The sequence below is a fragment of the Amycolatopsis sp. NPDC004368 genome (assembly GCF_053602515.1).
The window spans coordinates 139752-155970 of sequence record NZ_JBSGDT010000003.1 but is presented as its reverse complement, the minus strand read 5'-3'; the positions used below and the strand labels follow the sequence as shown (position 1 = coordinate 155970).

18 protein-coding genes are annotated in these 16219 nt (G+C 69.0%); 11 read left to right on the top strand and 7 right to left on the bottom strand.

Going from position 1 to position 16219, the window contains the following annotated elements; translation table 11 throughout:
- Positions 1 to 25 precede the first annotated feature (25 nt).
- The 3 genes from ACWEOE_RS06705 to ACWEOE_RS06695 are packed head-to-tail and all read left to right on the top strand — an operon-like array spanning position 26 to position 2937.
- A complete protein-coding gene (locus tag ACWEOE_RS06705) occupies positions 26 to 910 on the top strand; it encodes a carbohydrate ABC transporter permease (RefSeq protein ID WP_452005649.1) in 885 nt (294 codons plus the stop codon).
- Entirely contained in the window at positions 910 to 1752 is an 843-nt protein-coding gene (locus ACWEOE_RS06700) for a carbohydrate ABC transporter permease (RefSeq protein ID WP_452004906.1), read from the top strand. The genes ACWEOE_RS06705 and ACWEOE_RS06700 overlap by 1 nt, the downstream gene beginning before the upstream one ends.
- Before the next feature lie 3 nt (positions 1753 to 1755).
- Positions 1756 to 2937 carry an ABC transporter ATP-binding protein gene (locus tag ACWEOE_RS06695; protein WP_452004904.1) on the top strand — a complete coding sequence of 394 codons (1182 nt, stop codon included), beginning with the start codon at positions 1756 to 1758 and terminating at the stop codon, positions 2935 to 2937.
- 52 nt (positions 2938 to 2989) lie between these two features.
- On the opposite strand, the gene ACWEOE_RS06690 is transcribed toward ACWEOE_RS06695, so the two are convergent.
- Complete coding sequence (locus ACWEOE_RS06690) at positions 2990 to 3907, bottom strand: hypothetical protein (RefSeq protein ID WP_452004902.1); 918 nt, start codon at positions 3905 to 3907, stop codon at positions 2990 to 2992.
- 227 nt (positions 3908 to 4134) lie between these two features.
- Between ACWEOE_RS06690 and ACWEOE_RS06685 the strand changes: the two genes are divergently transcribed.
- Complete coding sequence (locus ACWEOE_RS06685) at positions 4135 to 4329, top strand: PspC domain-containing protein (RefSeq protein WP_452004899.1); 195 nt, start codon at positions 4135 to 4137, stop codon at positions 4327 to 4329.
- A gap of 43 nt (positions 4330 to 4372) precedes the next feature.
- Here the strand turns inward: ACWEOE_RS06685 and ACWEOE_RS06680 are convergent, their stop codons facing one another.
- Positions 4373 to 5056, bottom strand: a complete 684-nt coding sequence (locus ACWEOE_RS06680; protein ID WP_452004897.1) for a TetR/AcrR family transcriptional regulator — start codon at positions 5054 to 5056, stop codon at positions 4373 to 4375.
- Between the two features lie 121 nt (positions 5057 to 5177).
- On the opposite strand from ACWEOE_RS06680, the gene ACWEOE_RS06675 reads away from it, so the two are divergent.
- Positions 5178 to 6683 carry an MFS transporter gene (locus tag ACWEOE_RS06675; RefSeq protein ID WP_452004895.1) on the top strand — a complete coding sequence of 502 codons (1506 nt, stop codon included), beginning with the start codon at positions 5178 to 5180 and terminating at the stop codon, positions 6681 to 6683.
- 326 nt (positions 6684 to 7009) lie between these two features.
- Positions 7010 to 8188 (top strand): alpha/beta hydrolase family protein, encoded by a 1179-nt coding sequence (locus ACWEOE_RS06670; RefSeq protein WP_452004892.1) that lies wholly within the window; start codon positions 7010 to 7012, stop codon positions 8186 to 8188.
- Between the two features lie 96 nt (positions 8189 to 8284).
- On the opposite strand, the gene ACWEOE_RS06665 is transcribed toward ACWEOE_RS06670, so the two are convergent.
- The 4 genes from ACWEOE_RS06665 to corA all read right to left on the bottom strand — a co-directional run bounded on the left by ACWEOE_RS06665 (position 8285) and on the right by corA (position 11468).
- On the bottom strand, positions 8285 to 8635 hold the full coding sequence (locus ACWEOE_RS06665) for a ClpX C4-type zinc finger protein (RefSeq protein WP_452004889.1): 351 nt from the start codon (positions 8633 to 8635) through the stop codon (positions 8285 to 8287).
- 76 nt (positions 8636 to 8711) lie between these two features.
- Positions 8712 to 9548: a chromosome partitioning protein ParB gene (locus tag ACWEOE_RS06660; RefSeq protein ID WP_452004886.1), complete on the bottom strand. Its 837-nt coding sequence runs from the start codon at positions 9546 to 9548 to the stop codon at positions 8712 to 8714.
- Positions 9545 to 10198, bottom strand: coding sequence for a metallophosphoesterase family protein (locus tag ACWEOE_RS06655; RefSeq protein ID WP_452004885.1), 654 nt, complete (start codon positions 10196 to 10198; stop codon positions 9545 to 9547). Before ACWEOE_RS06655 ends, ACWEOE_RS06660 begins: the two co-directional genes overlap by 4 nt.
- A 181-nt stretch (positions 10199 to 10379) precedes the next feature.
- Positions 10380 to 11468 carry a magnesium/cobalt transporter CorA gene (gene corA / locus ACWEOE_RS06650; RefSeq protein ID WP_452004883.1) on the bottom strand — a complete coding sequence of 363 codons (1089 nt, stop codon included), beginning with the start codon at positions 11466 to 11468 and terminating at the stop codon, positions 10380 to 10382.
- A gap of 334 nt (positions 11469 to 11802) precedes the next feature.
- On the opposite strand from corA, the gene ACWEOE_RS06645 reads away from it, so the two are divergent.
- Positions 11803 to 12921, top strand: a complete 1119-nt coding sequence (locus tag ACWEOE_RS06645; protein WP_452004881.1) for a DUF2332 domain-containing protein — start codon at positions 11803 to 11805, stop codon at positions 12919 to 12921.
- 386 nt (positions 12922 to 13307) lie between these two features.
- On the opposite strand, the gene ACWEOE_RS06640 is transcribed toward ACWEOE_RS06645, so the two are convergent.
- The gene (locus ACWEOE_RS06640) at positions 13308 to 13724 is read right to left on the bottom strand and encodes an NUDIX hydrolase (protein WP_452004878.1); all 417 of its coding nucleotides are present in this window, start codon (positions 13722 to 13724) and stop codon (positions 13308 to 13310) included.
- A 168-nt stretch (positions 13725 to 13892) separates the two neighbouring features.
- Between ACWEOE_RS06640 and ACWEOE_RS06635 the strand changes: the two genes are divergently transcribed.
- From ACWEOE_RS06635 to ACWEOE_RS06620, 4 genes are read left to right on the top strand one after another with little or no spacing between them, the layout of a single operon-like run.
- Positions 13893 to 14057, top strand: coding sequence for a hypothetical protein (locus ACWEOE_RS06635; protein WP_285970301.1), 165 nt, complete (start codon positions 13893 to 13895; stop codon positions 14055 to 14057).
- Between the two features lie 20 nt (positions 14058 to 14077).
- On the top strand, positions 14078 to 14638 hold the full coding sequence (locus tag ACWEOE_RS06630) for a PH domain-containing protein (protein ID WP_220246440.1): 561 nt from the start codon (positions 14078 to 14080) through the stop codon (positions 14636 to 14638).
- 52 nt (positions 14639 to 14690) lie between these two features.
- Positions 14691 to 15554, top strand: coding sequence for a PHP domain-containing protein (locus ACWEOE_RS06625; RefSeq protein ID WP_452004875.1), 864 nt, complete (start codon positions 14691 to 14693; stop codon positions 15552 to 15554).
- Between the two features lies 1 nt (position 15555).
- Positions 15556 to 16185, top strand: coding sequence for a MarC family protein (locus ACWEOE_RS06620; RefSeq protein ID WP_452004872.1), 630 nt, complete (start codon positions 15556 to 15558; stop codon positions 16183 to 16185).
- Positions 16186 to 16219: the final 34 nt, after the last annotated feature.

The following is a 16219-nucleotide window of genomic DNA, read 5'->3' as shown; positions in this document are numbered from 1 at the left end:
GAGCCACCGCAAGGCGAAGCCCGTTCTGAGCGAGGGGAAGAAGGCCGAACGGCGGCTGGGGCTGTGGCTCTGCGCGCCGGCCTTCCTCGTGATGATCGCGGTGACGGGGTACCCGATCGTCTACTCGATCTGGCTCTCGCTGCAGCGCTACGACCTGAGGTTTCCCGACCAGCAGGAGTTCGTCGGGTTCGCCAACTACGGCGCCGTGCTGACCAGCTCCTACTGGTGGACCGCGTTCGGCACCACGATGTTCCTCACCGTGGTGTCGGTGGCGATCGAGTTCGCACTCGGCATGGCGCTCGCGCTGATCATGCACCGCACGCTCGTGGGCCGCGGTCTCGTGCGCACCGTCGCGCTGATCCCGTACGGCATCGTCACGGTCGTGGCGGCGTTCTCGTGGTACTTCGCGTGGACGCCGGAAACCGGCTACCTCGCCAACGCCCTCGGCGAAGGCGCGGCGCCGCTCACCCAGCAGTGGCCGTCGCTGTTCCTCATCATCCTCGCGGAGGTGTGGAAGACCACGCCGTTCATGGCGCTGCTGCTGATGGCCGGCCTCGCGCTCGTGCCGGAGGACCTGCTCAAGGCCGCGGCGATGGACGGTGCCAGCGCGTGGCAGCGGTTCACCAAGGTGATGCTGCCGGTGATGAAACCCGCGATCCTCGTCGCGCTGCTGTTCCGCACGCTCGACGCGTTCCGCATCTTCGACAACATCTACGTGCTCACCAACGGCGCGCAGGACACCGGATCGGTGTCGATGATCACCTACGACAACCTCGTCAAGGGCCTCAACCTCGGCATCGGGTCCACGATGGCCGTGCTGATCTTCATCACGGTGGCGATCATCGCGTTCCTCTTCATCAAGGTGTTCGGCACTGCCGCACCCGGTACGGACGACGGGGGTAAACGCTGATGGCCATCGGTGGTGCGGTCACGACCGGCCGCAAAGTGACCTGGGGTGTCATCGACATCCTCGTGGTGGCGTTCGCGCTGATCCCCGTGCTGTGGATCATCTCGCTGTCGTTCAAGACGAAGGACACGCTCAACGACGGCAGCTTCTGGCCGCAGCAGTGGACGCTCAAGAACTACGCCGACATCTTCCAGACGTCGGAGTTCCTGCGGGCGCTGGTGAACTCCATCGGCATCGCGGTGATCTCCACGGTGATCGCGGTGGTGCTGGGCACGATGGCGGCCTACGCCATCGCGCGCCTGGACTTCCCGGGCAAGCAGCTGCTCGTGGGGCTGTCGCTGCTGATCGCGATGTTCCCGCAGGTCTCGCTCGTCACGCCGCTGTTCAACATCGAGCGCAACCTCGGTCTGTTCGACACGTGGCCGGGCCTGATCCTGCCCTACATCACGTTCGCCCTGCCGCTTTCGATCTACACGCTCTCGGCGTTCTTCCGGGAGATCCCGTGGGAGCTCGAAAAGGCGGCGAAGATGGACGGCGCCACGCCGGCCCAGGCCTTCCGGAAGGTGATCGCGCCGCTGGCCGCGCCGGGCGTGTTCACCACCGCGATCCTGGTGTTCATCTTCTGCTGGAACGACTTCCTGTTCGCCATCTCGCTCACGTCCACCACGGCGTCGCGCACGGTGCCGGCCGCGTTGTCGTTCTTCACCGGGTCTTCGCAGTTCGAGGACCCGACGGGTCAGGTGAGCGCGGCCGCGGTCGTGATCACCATCCCGATCATCCTGTTCGTGTTGTTCTTCCAGCGTCGCATCGTGGCGGGGCTGACGTCCGGTGCGGTGAAGGGCTGAGCCATGGCTGAAATCGTCCTCGACAAGGTTTCGAAGCGTTACCCCGACGGTGCGCTCGCGGTGTCCGAAGTGGACATCACGATCGCGGACGGCGAGTTCATCATCCTCGTGGGCCCGTCCGGCTGCGGGAAGTCGACCACGCTCAACATGGTGGCGGGGCTGGAGGACATCTCTTCCGGTGAGCTGCGCATCGACGGGCAGCGAGTGAACGAGCGGGCACCGAAGGACCGCGACATCGCGATGGTGTTCCAGTCCTACGCGCTCTACCCGCACATGAGCGTGCGCGAGAACATGGCCTTCCCGTTGCGGCTGGCCAAGGTGCCCGACGCGACGGTGAAGGCGAAGGTGGAGGAAGCGGCAAAAATCCTCGACCTCACCGCGCACCTGGACCGCAAGCCGTCGAACCTCTCCGGCGGCCAGCGCCAGCGCGTGGCGATGGGCCGCGCGATCGTGCGCAACCCCAAGGCGTTCCTGATGGACGAACCACTGTCCAACCTGGACGCCAAGCTGCGTGGCCAGATGCGCACGTCGGTGTCGAAGATCCAGAAGCAGCTGGGCACGACCACGCTGTACGTGACGCACGACCAGACCGAGGCCATGACGCTGGGCGACCGCGTGGTGGTGCTGCGGGCCGGGTACGTGCAGCAGATCGGCTCGCCGCAGTTCCTCTACGACAACCCGGCGAACCTGTTCGTGGCCGGGTTCATCGGCTCGCCGTCGATGAACTTCGTGCCGGCGACGCTGGAGAACGGCGAACTGCACAGCCCGCTGGGCACCACGCCGCTCACCGACCGCGTCCGCCGGATGGCGGAGGCCGCCAACGCGCCGCGGGAGGTGATCGCGGGCGTCCGGCCCGAGAACTTCGAGGACGCGTCGCTCGTCGACGCAGCCCAGCGCGGTGGTGGATCCACCTTCACCGCGCACATCGACGTGTTGGAGTCGATGGGGTCGGAGAAGTTCGCGCACTTCACGGTGGAAGGCGAGGTGGCCACGTCGGCCGAGCTCGCCGAGCTGGCCGCCGACAGCGGTTCCGCCGACGTGCCGGGCGCCGCGTCGCTCATCGTGGCCCGGCTTTCGGCCGAGTCGCGGGCGGCGGAGAACTCGGACCTGGAGATCTGGTTCGACGCCGACAAGGTCAAGCTGTTCGACCCGAGCAACGGCCGGAACCTGACCTACGAGGAGTGAGTTGCCGCGCGGAAGGCCCCTTCTGTTCACGCGGAAGGGGCCTTCGTCGTGCTCAGGGGATCTTGGCGAAGACCAGCGCGGCGACCTGGCTCGCCGCAGGGCAGGCCGCCGTGCCACTCGAGCCCGTCGTGTCCACGACGCTCACCACGGCCTGCTCACCGCGGCCCGGCGTGTCAGGGGAGGGCTGCGTGGTGGTGAGCCGGCAGAACGCGCCGTCGGTGTTCTGCCGCGCCGTGCGGCCGCCGAGCGTTTCGCTCGCGCCGGCCGGGGCTTGTTTCTGCACCGAGAACTCGACGCTCACCGTGCCGCGGATGCACGAGTGACCGGACAGCCCGGCCGACGGCTGTGTGCCGGCGCCACTGATCGCGTCGAGTTCGTGGACGTCGAGCAGCGCGCACGGGTCGACGCGGCCCCACGACCGGTCGGGGAACTGGTGGTGGCGCACCCGGCCGCCGGTCGCGGCGGCGAGCGCGCCGCCCACCACGGCGTCGGCGTCGGCGCAGCGGGCGTCCGCCGCGCCCGGGCCCTCGGCGTCGGACACGGTGACGCCGAGACGGATGCCGTCGGCGAACGTCACCGCCCGCGAGCACGTCTTGTCGGGCGTGAACCCGGACTGCTGCACGGCGACGCCGTCGGGCAGCGGACCCGAGTACTGGTACGGCTTCACGTTCGGATCGGGCTCGGCGGCCAGCGCTCCGACGCTCACCGTGTGCGGCCGCCCGCTCCGCACGTAGTCGGCGCGGCAGTCGGTGAACGACGAGTCGGGGTCGTCGGCCGTCGCGCCGCGCAGGCGGGACACGTCGAGCAGGCTGCAGTAGTCCAGCGTGGTGAAGTCACCCAGCGCGGCCACCGCCGTCAACGGTGACGGGGCTTGCGTGGCGGCGGGCGCCGGCGCGGCCGCCGAGGAACAGGCGGCGAGCACGAGGGCACCGCCGAGCGCGACGACAACGGGTCCGAATGGGGAACGCACGGGGTGCAGTATCACCACGAATCGCGCGAAAAATCAGCCCTGACAGGGAAATCACATGCGGTGTTCGCCCGTCAACGCAGGTCAACCGGGTGCGGTAGCGCATCGGCGGGTGCGCGACCCCGGTCGTGGCGCAGGCCCTTAGGGGGCCGAATCGTCCCGGGGAGCGATGTGGTGGGCCCCGCGGAACTGGTGTCCTGGAGTCACGAACCCAACGGGAGGGACCCACGATGACCGCACCTGTCACGCAGCGGCTGAGCCGCCCGCGCCACGACCGCGTGATCGGCGGTGTGTGCGCCGGGCTGGCCCGCCGGTTCGGCACCACGCCGGGCAAGGTGCGCGTGCTCGCGCTGCTGTCCTGCCTGCTGCCGGGGCCGCAGTTCGTCGCCTACCTGATCCTGTGGGCCGTCATGCCGACCGACTGACCGGGCTTTGCCGTGAAGGACTCCTCGTGCGGCGAGGGGTCCTTCACGCGTTTTCGGTTCGGCTGTGCCGGGGCTGGCGCCACGCGCACATGGCCTGGTCGATCTCTTCCTGGTCCAGGCCGGGCTGGGGCAGGTCGGTCGTGCGGCCGGGTTCGGCGCGCAGGCCGTCGAGCAGCAGCGCGAGGTAACGCCGCCAGAGACCGGGCTCCACGATGTGGGTGTACTCGACCACGGATCCGATCATCTGGTGCAGCAGCGGCAGATCGGTCGGCACGACGTCGGGCCGCAGCTGCCCGGAGGCCTGCGCGCGCTCGACGATCTGCGTGATGAGCGGCACCATCCGGGCCTTCACCTCGGCCACGTTCTCGTGGCCGAACGCCTTCGACAGCAGGATCTCGCGCAGGCCGCGGTCGGCCGAGTGCAGCTCGACCGTGCGCCACACGAAGTGCGTGAAGCCGTCCCAGGCGTCTTCGGCCTGCAGTGCCTCCTCCGCTAGGTCGGCGACCTCACTGAGCTGCTCCACGAACATGGCCTCGACCAGGTGTTCCTTGCTCGGGAAGCGCCGGTAGACCGTGCCGACGCCGAGGCCGGCGTGGTGGGCGACGTCGTCGAGCGTGGCTTCCAGGCCACGCTTGCCGAACACGGCGCGGGCGGATTCGAGGATGCGCCGGCGGTTGAGCTCGGCATCGCGCCGCAGCGGCCGCGCCGGTGCGGTGTCCGGAGTCATGACGCCCAGGTTACCAAAAGAAGTCGAGGCACCATCTCCGGTTTTTGTGTACCTTGGGCCAAGTAAGGGGAGGTATCTACTCCACATAGCGTCTTGATCACTATCCGTGAGGAAAATCCACATGCCTGACTCGACGGCCACGCTCGAACGTCCGGGGGAGGACGCGCCGAGCCACGCCGAAAACCCGCACCACTCCAGACGCTGGGCCATCCTCGTGATGATCGGCCTGGCGCAGCTGATGGTGGTGCTCGACGCCACCGTCGTGAACATCGCGCTGCCCTCGGCTCAGGTCGACCTCGGCTTCTCCAACGACGCCCGCCAGTGGGTGGTCACCGCGTACGCGCTGGCGTTCGGCAGCCTGCTGCTGCTCGGTGGGCGGCTCGCGGACCTGTTCGGCCGCAAGAACGCCTTCCTCGTCGGCCTCGCGGGCTTCGCCGCGGTGTCGGCGATCGGCGGCGCGGCGAGCAGCATCGAGATGCTGCTGATCGCCCGCGCGGCCCAGGGTGTGTTCGGTGCGCTGCTCGCGCCGGCCGCGCTGTCGCTGCTCACCACCACGTTCACCGACCCGAAGGAACGCGGCCGCGCGTTCGGGGTGTTCGGCGCGATCGGCGGTGGTGGCGCGGCCATCGGCCTGCTGCTGGGCGGCGTGCTCACCGAGTACCTCGACTGGCGCTGGTGCATGTTCGTGAACATCGTGTTCGCGGTGATCGCCTTCGCCGGCGGCGCGCTGCTGCTGCGCCGCCACGAGGCCGACGGTCCGCGTCCGAAGCTCGACCTGCCGGGCACGATCAGCGCTTCGGCCGGCCTGTTCGCCCTCGTCTACGGCTTCTCCAACGCCGAGCACGACTCGTGGGGCTCGGTCTCGGTGTGGGGTTTCCTCGCGGCCGGTGTGGTGCTGCTGGTGACGTTCGTGGTGCTGCAGCAGCGGGTGCGGCACCCGTTGCTGCCGCTGCGCGTGCTGCTGGACCGGGACCGCGGTGGTTCCTACCTCGCGATGTTCCTGTTGGCGATCGGGATGTTCGCGATCTTCCTGTTCCTGACCTTTTACGTGCAGCTCAACCTGAAGTTCACGCCCATCCAGAGCGGCTTCGGCTTCCTGCCGATGGTCGCGACGCTCATGGTGGCCGCCACCGCCGCCACGAGCGTGCTGTTGCCGCGCTTCGGCCCCAAGCCGCTGGTGCCCACGGGCATGCTCATCGCGGCCGGCGGCCTGCTGTGGCTGAGCGCGATCGATCTGCACAGCACCTACGCCGGGGGTGTGCTCGGCCCGCTCATGGTGATGGGCCTGGGCATCGGCCTGTCGATGGCGCCGTCGATGAGCGTCGCGACCTTCGGTGTCGAACTGCACGACGCAGGCGTGGCGTCGGCCACGGTCAACACCATGCAACAGGTCGGCGGCTCGATCGGCACGGCGCTGCTGAGCACCCTCGCGGGCAACGCGGCCACCTCGTACCTGGCGGGGCGTGCCGCCACGCCGCAGCTGGCCGCTGAAGCTGCGGTGCACAGTTACACGACGGCGTTTACTTGGGCTGCGGTCATTTTCGCGGCCGGTGCGGTGATCACGGGGCTGCTGCTGCGCCCTGGTGCACCTCGCGGAGCGGCTGTGGTGCCCGCCGTACACGTGTAGTTGTTCGATCGGGCCCCTGCCCAGCTTTCCACCGGCTGATTCGTATTTCTGAAATGAATGTGCTGCAAGGTGCTCCGAGCCGTCCATCAGGCCCGGGGCACCATACGGCAAGTTGCAGTGTCGGACTGTATTCGCGGAAAGCGTGTTCGCAACGGCAGCGTTCGCCCGAACTGGCAAGGGAGAGCTCAACGCCGGCCGTTGCAAGATCCACGGTTACCGTTCTTGGCGAGGGCGGGGTCCGGACTGGCCAAGCGATGTGGTGTGGCAACGAGCGATCCTTTTTCAACGCGCGTAACCGCCACCGTAGTGGCGCCGACTCATCGGACATGACGGACCCGGCGAAAATCTTCTTCCGCGATCCGAGCTACGACGGCCAGTTCGCGCGCACGCTCAACGCCGCGGTCGTGCACGCGGCCGACCTCGGCGAGGCGTTCGCGACCGCGCGCGCCCTGAAGCCCACCGGCGGCGGGTGGTACGACGCCTGGTCGGCCACGGCCGACCGTGCCCGCGTGGCGGCCGACTCGGCGCTGGCCGCGGGCGACCGCGTGAGCGCTCGGCACGCGTTCCTGCGCGCCAGTGAGTACTTCCGCCAGGCCTACTTCTTCCTGCGGTCCGATGTGGACGATCCCCGGCTGCAGGCGGCGTACCGCGGCCACGTGGAGGCGTTCGCGGCGGCCGTGAAACTCCTCGAACACCCAGCCGAAGCGGTGCGGATCCCCTATGAGGACACGACTCTGCACGGGTACCTCTTCGCGCCGTCTGCACCGGCCACGCCCCGGCCCACCATCGTGCTGCCGTGCGGCTACGATTCCACGGCCGAGTCCGGCTGGCTCGACGTGCCCGGCGCCATCGACCGCGGCTACAACGTGCTCGTGTTCGATGGCCCCGGCCAGGGCGAGACCCTCTACACCCAGCACCGCTACCTCCGCCCCGACTTCGAAAACGTCCTCACCCCGGTCCTCGACTGGCTCCTCGCCCGGCCAGAGGTCGACCCCGCGAAAGTTGTGCTCATCGGGCGCTCGTTCGCCGGCTACCTCGCCCCGCGTGCCGCCACCGTGGAGCACCGGATCGCCGCGCTGGTCTGCGATCCCGCACAACCGGACCTCGGCGCGCGGGTGCCGTCGGGCCCGCTGGGGCTGGCCGCCGTGCCGGTGGTCCGCACGCAGATGCGCCGCAACGCCGACCGCGCCGAGTTCTTCCACGCCCGCATGGCCGCCCACGGCCTGGACTCCGTCCGCGCGTACTTCGCCGAACTGCGCCGCTACACCATGCTGGCCGACGCCCCCGCCATCACCTGCCCGACCCTCCTGATCGACTCCGAACACGACTTCACCCCCGGCGGCGCCCCCACCCTGCGCGACGCCCTCACCACGCCTGCGCAGGTCGTGACCCTCACCGCCGCAGAGGGCGCCGACGGCCACTGCGCCGGCCTCGGCCAGCAGGTGTGGACGGGGGTCGTCCACTCGTGGCTGAGCCGCACGCTTTCGGCCTCGGTTGTGGGCTGAAACCTTTCGCGCGCTGTGGATCACTCCTGCTGGTGCTTCTGGCAAGAGGCTTTTTGTCTCACCGAGCGAGGTCAGAACACCGTCCACTCCAGACGATCACTTGTCAGTTGAAAAGCGTTCCCATGCCGACTGCCGTGTCACGCCCAGGGCGTCGCCGATGCGGGACCAGGCGATGCCGCGTGAGCGGAGGAGGTCGACTTGCGCCTGGATGCGGGCGTCGGCCTGGGCGCTCACCATGGCCATGCGCGGGATGCTCTGCAGGATCTCCTCGTCGGATTTCCGGTCCCACAGTGTGACTTCCGGGGTGGCCGGCTCGTGCTGCCCGGCGAGGATCTCGCCGCAAAGGGTTACGCAGCCGTCGCAGATGTAGACGCCGGCGCCGGAGATGAGTTTGCCGACCTCGGCCGCGGGTTTGAGGCAGAAGGAGCAGTAGCTGTCGTCGGTCATCGGAGTTCCCCCTCGCCGAGCAGACGTGTCAGGACTGCCCTGACGATAGCGGTGTCAGGGCAGTCCTGACAAGAGGTCAGTGTGAGCGCAACGCCTCGATCACGTCGTCGTCCCAGCGGTGGGTGCGGATGAGCCGGTAGCGCTCGGCGGCGACCCAGATGTAGGCCTCCGCGTCGGTGCGGTCGCCGATCAGGTCGGCCTGGCGCAGCATGTCGGTGACCGGCGTGAACTCCTCGTCGAACCAGCGCTGGGCGAGCGTCGCGCGGTCGGTGAAGCGGCCTTCGTCCTGCATCAGGCGGAAGCCCCACGCCTCGACGTGCTCGCCGAGCTTCGCGTAGTCCCACGGGTCGGACATGACCACCGACGCCCGCGCGTGGCCGGTCAGCGGCACGCGCTCCAGGAACAGCCGCCGGTAGTCCTTCACGATCAGGTCGCCGCGGTAGCGGATGCCGTTCGGGTTGAGCTTGGTGCGCACCACGGTGACCTGTGCCTCTATTGTGGACAGACCCTGCGCGTGGGCGACGGAAACCCGGTGGTGGCCGTCGATGATGAAGTGCAGCTCGCCCACGCGGTACACCTCGATGGGCGGAATGGCCTCGCCGCGCCGTGACGCCAGCGCCAGCCGCTCCCACCGCTCGCGCACGCGCCCGGACGTCGGGCGGAAGCGGCGGTCGAAGTCGCGGCTGCGGTCCACTGTGCCCACGATCGAGTCCAAAGTGATCACCCGTAGGCCGATGCGCGTCTCGCCCGCGAAGCCGAGCGCGTCGACGACCTCGTGGAACGGCAGCATGATGTTCACGTCGTCTGGTTCGCGACGCAACCAAGTGGACAGTCGCGAAAGGACCTGGCGACGGCGGGCGCGCAGGAAGTCGTGCTCGGCGTCGGCGCGCGGGAAACCCGTGGGTCTGGTCATCGCGGGAACTCCATGATCCGGTGGCCCACCACGTTGCGCACGCGGGTGGTGCCGACCACGCGGTCGGGCACCGGTTCGCCGTGCGGGTGGATGTGGCCGTGCAGCAGCCAATGCGGCCGCAGCGTGGCGATCGTGCGGTGCAGGCCGGCGAAACCGCGGTGCGCTGGGTCGTCGCGGTCCCCGAGGTGCAGCGGCGGGGAGTGGGTGAGCAGCACGTCGATCTCACGCCCGTCGCGGCGGCGGCGCCACCTCGCGCGCCACTCCAGCCCGCGGGCCCGGCGCGACTGCTGGGCTTGCGTCCACTGGTTCGGGCCCTCGTTGTGGCGGATCGACCCGCCGAGCCCGGCGAACCGGAGCCCGGCGACGTCGACCACGCGCCCGTCGGCGTTGATCCCCCCGGCGGGGCCGGGCCATTCCGTCGGGAAACCGTCCTTCATGGACAGTCCCCCGTAGCGCGTGTAGCCGCTCAGGTCGGGATCGTGGTTGCCGGGCACGAACACGCACGGTACGTCGAGCGCGCCGGCGAGGAACTCCAGGTAGTCGTACGGCAGGTCGCCGGCGCCGACCACGAGGTCGACGTCGAGGGAGCGGACTGCACCGGTCCACAGCCGCTCGTCGACCTCGTCGGCCACCACCAGCGCTTTCGGCATGAGCCCAGGGTAAGCCTCACTTCATGCCGTGCGAGAACCCCGGGTTGAGGCTGATCACGGTGATGATGCCGAGGATCCAGACGATTCCCAGGGCCAGGGCCCAGAACTTGAGGTTGGTCAGCAGACGGGGCATGGGAGTACTCCTGTAGCGCTACCGGGTGAACGGGGACCGTGTGGTGGCCTAGAGCCAACCGTTCTTCCGGAATATTCGGTACAGGAGCAGACAGATCGCGAAGATCACCGTGACCGCGATCGGATAGCCGAACTTCCAGTGCAGTTCGGGCATGTAGTCGAAGTTCATGCCGTAGATCCCCGCGCCCATCGTGGGCACGGTGATGATCGCCGCCCACGCGGTGATCTTGCGCATGTCGGTGTTCTGCTGCAGCGAGATCTTCGCGACGGTGGCGTCGACCAGGGTGCTCAGCAGCTCGTCGAACGCGGCCACGCGCTCGGACACGGTCACGAGGTGGTCGGCGACGTCGCGGAAATACGAGCGCACCTCGTCGGGCACCAGCCGCGTGTACCCCTCGGCCAGGCGCGAGACGGGCGTGGCGAGCGGCAGCACGGCGCGGCGCAGCTCGAGCACTTCCCGCTTCATCAGGTAGATCTGCTCGGCACTGACGAGGGACCGCGGCGCGAACACCTGTGCCTCGATCTCGTCGATGTCGGACTCGATGCGGCTCGACACCTCGAGGTAGTGGTCCACCACGTGGTCGGCGATGGCGTGGACCACGGCGGCCGGGCCGAGGCCGAGGCGCTCGGGGTCGTCGTCGAGGTCGCGGCGCAGGCGGGCCAGGCCGGAATGGTTGCCGTGGCGCACGGTGATCACGAAGTCGCGGCCGAGGAACACCATGAGCTCGCCCGTCTCGACGATCTCGTTGGCCGTGGTCGGCGACTCGTGCTCCACGTAGCGGACGGTCTTGAGCACCAGGAAGAGCGTGTCGTCGTAACGCTCGAGCTTCGGGCGCTGGTGGGCTTCCAGCGCGTCTTCCACGGCGAGCTCGTGCAGCCCGAACGTGTCGGCGATGCCCTGGATCTGCTCTTCGTCCGGTTCGTGCAGTCCGATCCAGACGAATCCCGCGTGGCGCTTGCGCACCTCTTTGATGGCGTCGGAGTGCGTCCAGCGGCCGGGCAGGCGCGAACCGTCCACGTACACCGCGCAGTCGACGACATAAGCCGACAGGGGCACGGGAATCGGCCGCTCGAGCATCGGCTTGGTGCGGCCGGCGCCGCGGCCGCGAAGGCCTCCGAGCGAAGGGATGGCAGGCATGGGATCTCCTGGGCTGGCGTCGTGTGTGGAGCGCGAAAACGACGGCCAGGCGGACTTCAGCGTCCGTCCGGCATCACCGGCGTTCCCTGTTCGCCGGACCTACCAGGAGAGAAATCGGCCGGCCGGCTGGGTGGGAACGCTGGGACTACTAGGGAGCGGACTATCGCCACTACTCATAAGGCGTTCCTCACCTCCTTCGGGCCGACGCGATCGTGAGGGGGCTCGCGTTGACGCACGAACACCAATGGTCGAGGGTACTCCTCACCACCGGTGAGTGTCGCAAGTGGCTCTGGCGGCGTTACCCGGCCGGGAGTCGTTTCTAGGAGGAGCACGGGTGGCCATCGCCCTGGAAGAGATCAAGCAGCGGCTGCGCAGGTTCGCCGAGGTCGAGGCGCGCGGAGTTTCGCCGCTGTACGACCACCTCGCCACGCAGTCGGCCGAGGACGACGACGTGGCGGGTCTGCTGACCGACGCCCGCGGCGGCGAGGCCCGCGCCACGCTGCTCCTGGCCACCGCGCACCGCCTGGTCCAGGCCGACCCGATCCACCCGCTCTCGCGTTACTACCCGTCACTGGGTGGTTTCGACGGCGTCGACAACCAGACCTGGCCCCTGTTCCGGACCTTCCTCCTGGAGCGCGCGGACAAGGCCCGCCGGATCATTTCGACGCGCTACACGCAGACCAACGAGGTCCGCCGCGCGTCGCTCGTGTACCCCGCCATCGCGGCCGCGGCGAAGGAAGCGGGCGGCAAGATCGCCCTGCTGGAGGTCGGCTGCAGCGCCGGCCTGCTGCTGGGTCTGGACCGGTTCTCCTACCGCTACCAGTGCGACGGCGGCGAACAGCTGCTCGCCGGCCCCGCCAAGGCCGCCATCGGCCTGCACTGCGCCCTGGACCTCGCGCCCGGCGCCGTGCTGCCGAAGCTGCCGAAGAAAGTGGCCATCGGCGCCCGCGCCGGCCTCGACCGCGCCCCCGTCGACCTCTCCGACGAGGACGAACTGGCGTGGCTGGAGGCCTGCGTGTGGGCCGACCAGCCCGACCGCATCCGGCTGCTGCGCACCGCCGCCGCGGAACAGCAGAAGCACCGCCCGCCCCTCATCACCGGTGACGGCGTGGCCGACCTCGCCTCGGCCGCCGCGACGCTCCCCGCGGACCTGCCCCTGGTCGTCCTGACGAGCCACGCCCTGGGCTACTTCGGCGACCGCCGGGCGGACTTCGTGGCGGCGCTGGGCGAGCTGGCCGGTTCGCGGCCGCTGTGGTGGGTCACCGAGGGGTTCTACGAGGCCGGGCTGCAGCTCGTGCTGCCGGACCGCACGGACCTGGCCACGACCTCGGAGCCGGGCTCGGCGGATACCGCCCTGCTCGGGCTGGTGACGTGGTCTTCGGGGGAACCGTCGGCGCGTGTTCTGGCGAGGACCTCGCCGCACGGGCAGCGGATGACTTGGCTGCCTGCTTGACGAGGTGGCCAGGACAGGCCCCACCCTCCCGAGGGGGCCGTCCCCGGGTCCAGTCTATCGGCCGCGACCGACAAAATCCCTGGTCAAAGCGTCAGGGGATGGAGTTGTCCACAGCCGTTCGGGTGGGATTTCCGCGTCGAAGGACGGCGTGATCCGGCCGCCGACTGCACGCTGTGTAACTTGTGTCACAGTCACCCCACCAGTCACACCGACCACCCCGCGCCCGTGCACCTTCCTTTGCACCCGCATTGATGCGGAAATGCGCAACCCCGCATTTCCCGTGCTCATCCGGCCCGGACCGAGCCGATAACACCATTCACCCACTCGCGAAATCCCCGGATATTCGCGCAAGCAATCGTGCACCGTCGGAAATGCACCGACCGCAATCAGGCTCGCGGCAACGCACCCCAGTCACGCAGGGTCACGAAAAGAAGGTCCACCAAGCGTCCCGAGGTGTTCAGTTCCACCAGTTCGGCCGAGTCGACCCAGCGGGCGTCGGCGGCGTCGTCGCCGGGGGTGAGGGTTCCGGGGGTCGCCGTGCACTCGTAGTCCCGGATGTCGTAGGGGCCGCGGGCGACCATGCCGACGAATGTGTGCGGTGTCACGTCGAGTCCGGTCTCTTCGCGCAGCTCGCGGACCACGGCTTCGGTGTCCGTTTCGCCCTTTTCGACGCGGCCGCCCGGGAGGGACCACAGGCCGGCGCCCGGGTCGTGACCACGCTGGATGAGCAGCAGTCTGCCCTGGTCGTCGAACACGATGCCGCCCACGCAGGGCACTCGTGTGCCGTTTTCCGTCGACCCCATGGTGTCAACCCCGAATTCATCACGCTGTACACGGAGAGTAGCCATACGGTACACTTCGGACGGCCTGCTGACCCATGCGCGGGACTTTCCTGCCGCGTGGGTGGTTGGTGCGGTACAACGTAGAAAGTCAGTTTTCCGGTGCCACGTTTAGAGACGGGATTGATCGCTGTGAACGCGAAGAAGCTTGCGGGTCTCGTGGGTATCGCGTTGGTGCTGTTCTTCGTGATCGCTCAGCCGAACCAGGCGGCGGGTCTCGTCGGCAACATCGTCGACTTCCTGCGCAGCTCGGCCGAATCGGTGGTCTCGTTCGTCAGCAACGTGTTCAACGGCTAGGCGGGGGATAACCTCGAGACATGTTCGCGCCACGCGACCCTGACGAGTACCTGCTCGACACCGAGCGGCGGGTCATCCGCATCCGCCGCCATTGGGCAGTGCTGCTCTGGGACACGTTCGAGGCGGCGGCGCTGCTCGCCGTCTGTGTGCTGGTCTCGTACCTGCTGCCACCGTCGTTGTGGGTGGTGCAGAACATCCTCTGGTACGTCGCGCTGCTGGTCGTCCTGCGGTTCGCGTACGCGGTGGTGCAGTGGTGGGTCGAGCGGCTCGTCGTCACGGACAAGCGGTTCGTGCTGACGAAGGGCGTCATCACCACGAAGGTGCTGATGATGCCCATCACGAAGGTCACCGACCTCACCTACGAGCGGCCCGGCTGGGGCCGGGTGCTCGGCTACGGCACGATGGTCGTCGAGTCAGCAGGTCAGATCCAGGCGCTGAACCGCATCGACTACCTGCCGCGCCCCGAGGAGTTCTACGACACGATCTCGGAGCTCGTGTTCGGCGACAAGCAGAAGCAGGCCGAGCGGTTCTCCATGATCAAGGCGCAGCGCGCGGCTCGGGGCAAGAAGCCGGTCGGCTGACCTGCGGGTACCGGCGTCGCTGTGACGCAGCGCATCGTCGACAATGGACCCGATGCGCATCGACCTGCACGCCCATTCCACGGCCTCCGACGGCACCGACAGCCCTTCCGGGCTCGTCGACGCTGCCGTCCGGGCCGGCCTCGACGTGGTCGCGATCACCGACCACGACACCACCGCCGGATGGGGCCCGGCGGCGGAGGCCGTCCCGCCGGGGCTGACCCTCGTTCCCGGCGCCGAGCTGTCCACGGTGTCCGTCGACCCGGAAACGGGCTGGCGGATCAGCGTGCACCTGCTCGCGTACCTCTTCGACCCGACCGCGCCCGCGCTCGTCGCCGAGCAGTCGCGCCTGCGGGCCGAGCGCCGCACGCGGCTGCGCGCGATGGCCGCCCGCATGGCCGCCGACGGCCTGCCGATCGACGCCGACGAGATCATGGGCCTGCTGCCCGAGGACTCGCCCGCCGGCCGCCCGCACCTCGCGCAGGCTCTTGTGCGCGCGGGCCTGGTGACGAGCGTCGACCAGGCCTTCGCGGAGTACCTCGGCAGCGGCCGCGGCTACTACGTGCCGCGCCACGACACGCCCGTCGAGGAGGCGATCGACATGATCGCCGCGGCGGGTGGCGTCACGGTGATCGCGCACCCCTTCGCCTACAGCCGCGGCGCGACGATCAGCGAGGACACCCTGCGCGACCTCGCCCGGCGCGGCCTCACCGGCGTCGAGGTGGACCACCCCAACCACGAGCCGCCCACGCGCGTGCGCACGCGTGAGCTGGCCGACGAGCTGGGGCTCGTGCGCACCGGGTCGAGCGACTACCACGGCACGAACAAGACGATCGGGCTCGGCCAGGAGACGACCGACCCCGGCCAGCTCGAGGAGCTCGTCGCGCGCGCCACCGGGTCGCAGATCGTGAAGGGCTGAGATGGGCCTCGCCCAGTTCTTCGACGCGAAGCTGTTCCTCAGCGCCACCATCACGTTGGTCGTCATCATGGACCCGCCCGGCACGGTGCCGGTGTTCCTGAGCCTGGTCGGCCGCAAGCCCATGGCCACGCGCGTGAAGGCGGCGCGCCAGGCCGTGCTGGTGTCGCTGCTGGTGATTTCGCTGTTCGCCGTTGCCGGGCAGGCGATCCTCGCGTACCTCGGCATCGGTATCCCCGCGCTCCAGGGCGCCGGCGGTCTGCTGCTCCTGCTGATCGCGTTGCAACTGCTCACCGGCAAGGGCGGCAACGAACCCGAAGCGGCCGACGACGTCAACGTCGCCCTCGTGCCCCTCGGCACCCCGCTGCTGGCCGGTCCGGGCGCCATCGCGGCGACGATCGTGTTCGTCCGCCAGGCCGACGGTCACCTCGGCGCGTACATCGCGCTCGGCCTCGCGATCCTGGCCGTGCACTTCGTGATCTACACGTGCATGCGCTTCTCGGGCGTGGTGATCCGGCTGATCAAGGAAAGCGGCATCACGCTGCTGGCGAAGATCGCGGGCCTGCTGCTGGCCGCGATCGCGGTGGAGCTCGTGGCGAACTCGGTGAAGGGGTTCATCGCCGGGAACTTCTAGTCCCCCGCGCCGGAAAGTGTCGGTGGTGGTGCGT